This window comes from Geobacillus sp. LYN3, from assembly GCF_003064505.1.
Taxonomy (GTDB): domain Bacteria; phylum Bacillota; class Bacilli; order Bacillales; family Anoxybacillaceae; genus Parageobacillus_B; species Parageobacillus_B toebii.
On record NZ_QCWL01000022.1, the window covers coordinates 1 to 4,925 of the forward strand.

The following is a 4,925-nucleotide window of genomic DNA, read 5'->3' on the forward strand; positions in this document are numbered from 1 at the left end:
TCGATGTGCATCTGGACAGCCCTCCATTTAAACTCCACGGAATAAGTGGTCTTCCCTTTCGGTGTTTGCTTGGTCTCGAACATAAACAAATCCCTCCAGTGTTTTTACTGACAGTATGGGCATTTTCCCAACTGTCTACACTAGAGGGATAATATCAGTGGAAGAAGGGCTGTTTTTTTGCGAGAATCATCAACGTTTGTAGCGGAGCGTTCTTCTGCGAGGGAATGCTCTTTGTTTTTATCATGTTTAACAGCAAAAATATAATTAAATTCGATAATTATTTATTGAAAAACGATAAATAAATGATTAAAATAAAATCGAAAACAAATCAGTGAGGTGCTCGCGGTGAAACGAGAAACAATTTTTTTGAAAGTGGCTGTTGTGTTGATTGGTCTTCCCGTTCTTGCGTTGTGCCTATTTTTGGTGCCTGCGCTTGCGAAGGTGGCTGTCAAGCTGGTGCCAACGTTCCCTTGGATCAAGTATTTTGTTTATCTTGTGTTTGAGGCGTCCGCACTGCCGTTCTACTTCGCTTTGTATCAGGCGTTCCGGTTGTTAGTGTATATTGACCGAAACGACGCGTTTTCCGAGGCGTCGGTGAAAGCGTTAAAGACGATCAAACATTGCGCCGTCGCCATCAGCGGGCTGCATTTGCTTGTCTTGCCGCTGTTTTACTTGTTCGCCGAGAAAGACGACGCTCCGGGTGTCATTTTCGTCGGTCTGATTGTGCCGTTTGCGTCGCTTGTCATCGCTGTGTTCGCCGCGGTTTTGCAAAAGTTGCTGCAGCAGGCGATTGAAATCAAACAGGAAAATGAGTTGACCATTTGAGGTGGATGACATGCCGATTATCGTGAATCTTGATGTCATGTTGGCGAAGCGGAAGATGAGCGTCACCGAGCTGTCGGAGAGAGTCGGGATCACGATGGCGAATTTGTCGATCTTGAAAAACGGGAAGGCGAAGGCGATCCGTTTCTCGACGCTCGAAGCCATTTGCAAGGCGCTCGATTGCCAGCCCGGGGACATTTTGGAGTATCGAAGTGATGAAGGGGAGTCAAATCCGTGAGTAGGGAGGGGACGGCTTGAAAGGGGAGAAACACGAGGCAGCGGTGAACGAATACCCACCGCTTTGCCTCATGATCGTCCGGGTGCGCCAGTTTTGCAGAAAGTCGCGGCTGATCAAAGCGTTTGTGCAGCTTGTTCGCTTCGGTTGGGCGCAGGCGTTGTCTTGCGTGTTTCCGGTTGTTATTTTTGCCTCATTGGCGCTGACGAAGATCGCGCCGCTTCCGCTATTGCCGCGGTATGATTGGCTGCTTGTTATTTGCCTTCTCATGCAATGGTGGATGGTGCGGTCAGGGATGGAAACGCGGGATGAACTCAAAGTGATCACCTTGTTCCACGTCATTGGACTTGCGCTCGAGCTGTTTAAAGTGCGCATGGGTTCGTGGTCGTATCCGGAAGAGGGGTATACGAAAATCTTTGGCGTGCCCTTGTACAGCGGGTTTATGTATGCGAGCGTCGCCAGCTATCTTTGTCAGGCGTGGCGAAGGCTGAAGGTGGAGTTGGTGCAATGGCCGCCGTTTTGGATGGTCGTTCCTCTCGCTTCGGCGATTTACTTGAATTTTTTCACCCACCATTATTGGGTGGACGTTCGTTGGTGGCTATCAAGCCTCGTCATGGTTGTCTTTTGGCGGTCATGGGTGACGTATGAGGTCGGGGGAGTCCGCTACCGGATGCCGCTTGTTTTGTCCTTTTTGCTGATCGGGTTTTTCATCTGGATCGCGGAAAACATCGCCACCTTTTTTGGCGCTTGGCAATATCCAAACCAGGTGAAGGCGTGGAGCCTTGTTCATCTTGGGAAGGTGAGTTCGTGGTGTTTGTTTGTTATTGTCAGTTTTCTCATCGTGGCGACGTTAAAGCAAGTGAAAACAATGGCTGTGACAGGGGCAGTGGAGCGTTCACATGAAGATGGAAAATCGTTGTAAGCCGAGCAGGGCGGGGATTTGGCTGGTCGTTGCTCGGCTTTTTCCTTGATGAGCCGCCCGCTCCTCACGGAAGCTGTGCCTTGATTTCTTCCATTTGCGCGAGGTGGCGCTGTTCATGGTAGCCGACAAATTCCACCCATTGCTTCAAATTCAGTGGCCCAAAAATTGGATGCGGGAACGATTTGGCTTCCAAGTCAGCCGGATTGGCTTGCTCCGTGATTTGGCGCAACCGCTGCCGCGATTGATGCAATTTTTCTTCCAGTTCGTGTCGAGTGAAAAAGCGGTCGCTCGGGCGGGCGAAATCAGGCGCCTCCACTTTTTTGGAACGGTCAACGGTCAAGTGGATCGGTTTCTCCTCGACCGGTTGGCTCTCGCCATGCTTTAATGTATGGGCGATCATGGCTGCGATCGATGTTTCGATTAAGTACAGGTGTTCGAGCACTTGGGCGATCGTCCAACTTCCGTCCGCCACTCGGGTGTTCAGCTGTTCGTCCGACAGCCCGGAAACGCTTTTGATCAGCTGTTGGCGTACCCGCTCATTATGATCCATCATGTTTCCCTCATTTCGATGTAGATTTGGTTTCATCGTATCATAAGGAAGATCAACCGTAAAGCCGTTTTGTGTTCGCCGTGATCATGGTTTTGACTTGTTCGATATCTCGGCCATAGTGTGCCGCCACGGCTCGTGCGGAGTCCAATAGCCATAACGGCGTCGTCAGTTTTCCGGCAAACGGGCCTGCAAACGGCCATGGGCCATCGGTTTCAAGGAGCAGCTGCTCGATGGGAACGAGGGATAACAGCTGCTTGTCGCGCTCGCGGTAGCACACTTCCGGTGTGACGGAGATGTAGTAGCCGCATTGGACGATTTGTTTGACCACGGCAGGCTCGGCCTTCAGCCAGTGGAAATGGGCTTGTCGGACGCCAGCTTGCTGCAAGATGGCCAAGGCGGTTTCGGCGCGGTCGTAGACGGCGTGAAGGGCGAGCGGCAAGGAAGCATCCGCGGCGATGGCCGCGATTTCGGTTAATCGTTCTTGATACGCGGGCAGCTTGGCGCATGCTTCCGCTGAATAGTATGGCAGCCCGACTTCGCCGATGGCGGCGAGCAGCGGCCGCTCTTGCTTGACAAGCCCTGTCCATTCGTTCCAATCGGCTTCGCTTGGCAGCGGTTGCTCGGGATGGAAACCGATGGCGGCGTAGACGAAGGAAGGGAATCGCTGTTTCAACTCGAGCGTTCGGCAGCTGGAGCGCAAATCGGTGGATACGGCGACGACGCCGATGATGCCCGCTTCTTGCCAACGGTTGATTTGTTCATCGATGTCCGTGTACTGGTCGAGATGAATATGAGCGTCGATCATCCACAGCGACCTCCCCTGTCCTTTTTGCCGTCCCGCTGGCTGAGGCTTTTCGCCTTTTCATCCCCATTCCTTATCAATCTGGTACTTGCGGATGCGGTATTGCAAGTTTTGTCGGCTCAAACCAAGCGCTTTGGCCGTTTTGGTGATGTTGAAGCCGTGATGCTGCAGCGCCTTGCGGATGTAGTAAATTTCGACTTCTTCCATGTATTTGTCAAGAGGCAAAATGTCTTCCGTATCAAATAAAAAGTCCGTTTTCGTTTCGTCGGGCGCCAGCTTGGCTCGAAAAGGGGCAGGCAGATGGGCGAGGGTGATGGTTTGTTCTTGTTCCATCGTCGCCATCGTTTCCAAAATGACGGCCTCAAGCTCGCGCACGTTGCCGGGCCAGCTGTAAGCAAGAAACGCCTCTTGCACGTCATCGCCGAGTCCTTCGACATGTAGGCCATAGCGCTCGTTGCCTTGACGGATGAAATGGATAGCGAGCGGCAAAATGTCCTCTTTCCGTTCGCGCAACGGCGGCAGGACGATGCAGTGGACGGCAATTTGGTAGTAAAGCGATTTGAGCAATTCCCCTGCTTGGACGGCATCGATCGGGTCTCCGCTTGTCGAGGCGATGAGGCGAACATCTGCATGAACCGGTTCTTGGCCATGGGCGCGGACAAACTGTTTTTCTTGCAGAAAACGGGCGAGTTTTTGTTGAAGCGGCAGGCTTAACGAGTCAATATCGTCAAGCAGGACGGTGCCGCCGTCCGCTTGTTCAAACAAGCCGGGCTGGATCTCGCCGTCTTCTTCGCTGCCAAACAGCATCGTTTCCATCCAATCATCCGGAAGCGACAAACACGTTTGCGCAAAAAACGGCTTAGCTCGCCGTTCGCTTTCGTGGTGAATGCAGGAAGCGAGCAAGTCTTTTCCTGTCCCTTTCTCCCCAATGAGCAGCACAGGCGCTTCCGAGCGGGCGGCATGACGCGCAAGGCGGATGGCCTTTTGCATCGCTTCGCTTTGGCTGATGATATCGGCAAACGTGCGGCTGGCTTCCTTGCGTTGGTGGTGTTCTTGGATCAGTTTGCGGAACTTCGTGATGTCTTTGGCGATTTCCACGGCGCCGATGATGCGCCCGTCTTTTTGCAGCGGGTGTGTTTGATTGACCGTTGTCACGGCTTGCCCTTTGTTATTGAAATACGTTTGCTGTTGATTCAGAATGCTCTTGCCGGTGCGCAGCGCTTCTAGCAGCGTGCTCGGCTGCTCCGGGTTGAAGCGGAAGACGTCCAAAATGTTTTTATCGAGCACGTCCTCGATGTTCATACCCTCGATGTCCCGCATTTTCCGGTTGTAAATGACGGTTTTCCCATGTTGATCGACCGCATGGACGCCAAGGTCGATCATTTCGAGAATTTGCTCATACATTGATAAAAGCGTTTCCATATCCCGGTTCACGATCAGCACCTCTCTTTTTTGTATTATAGCATAAGGTGGACGGGAGACAGGAAGGGAAAGAAAGATGTGAAAAAAATTTTTGCTAAATATCAGCTCTGAGGAGTAAAAATTCTTCGAGATAAATTGAACTTCTAGCCCCCAAATTTTGATAAATATGCGA

General features: G+C 51.9%; 6 protein-coding genes. 3 read left to right on the top strand and 3 right to left on the bottom strand.

Translation table 11 applies throughout. From position 1 onward, the window contains the following. Nucleotides 1–345: 345 nt before the first annotated feature. The 3 genes from DCC82_RS16510 to DCC82_RS16520 are packed head-to-tail and all read left to right on the top strand — an operon-like array spanning nucleotide 346 to nucleotide 1,979. Nucleotides 346–825 (top strand): DUF2975 domain-containing protein, encoded by a 480-nt coding sequence (locus DCC82_RS16510; RefSeq protein ID WP_097354052.1) that lies wholly within the window; start codon nucleotides 346–348, stop codon nucleotides 823–825. A 10-nt stretch (nucleotides 826–835) separates the two neighbouring features. Then, nucleotides 836–1,060 carry a helix-turn-helix domain-containing protein gene (locus DCC82_RS16515; RefSeq protein WP_013144000.1) on the top strand — a complete coding sequence of 75 codons (225 nt, stop codon included), beginning with the start codon at nucleotides 836–838 and terminating at the stop codon, nucleotides 1,058–1,060. Between the two features lie 16 nt (nucleotides 1,061–1,076). Then, nucleotides 1,077–1,979, top strand: coding sequence for a DUF817 domain-containing protein (locus DCC82_RS16520; RefSeq protein WP_187252178.1), 903 nt, complete (start codon nucleotides 1,077–1,079; stop codon nucleotides 1,977–1,979). Nucleotides 1,980–2,043: 64 nt separating this feature from the next. Here the strand turns inward: DCC82_RS16520 and DCC82_RS16525 are convergent, their stop codons facing one another. Genes DCC82_RS16525 through DCC82_RS16535 form a run of 3 tightly spaced genes read right to left on the bottom strand, consistent with a single transcriptional unit; the run spans nucleotide 2,044 to nucleotide 4,765 of the window. Beyond that, a complete protein-coding gene (locus DCC82_RS16525; protein WP_097354053.1) occupies nucleotides 2,044–2,532 on the bottom strand; it encodes a DinB family protein in 489 nt (162 codons plus the stop codon). Nucleotides 2,533–2,581: 49 nt separating this feature from the next. Next, nucleotides 2,582–3,334, bottom strand: coding sequence for a TatD family hydrolase (locus DCC82_RS16530; protein ID WP_097354054.1), 753 nt, complete (start codon nucleotides 3,332–3,334; stop codon nucleotides 2,582–2,584). 57 nt (nucleotides 3,335–3,391) lie between these two features. Further along, a complete protein-coding gene (locus DCC82_RS16535) occupies nucleotides 3,392–4,765 on the bottom strand; it encodes a sigma-54 interaction domain-containing protein (RefSeq protein ID WP_097354055.1) in 1,374 nt (457 codons plus the stop codon). Between the last annotated feature and the right edge of the window lie 160 nt (nucleotides 4,766–4,925).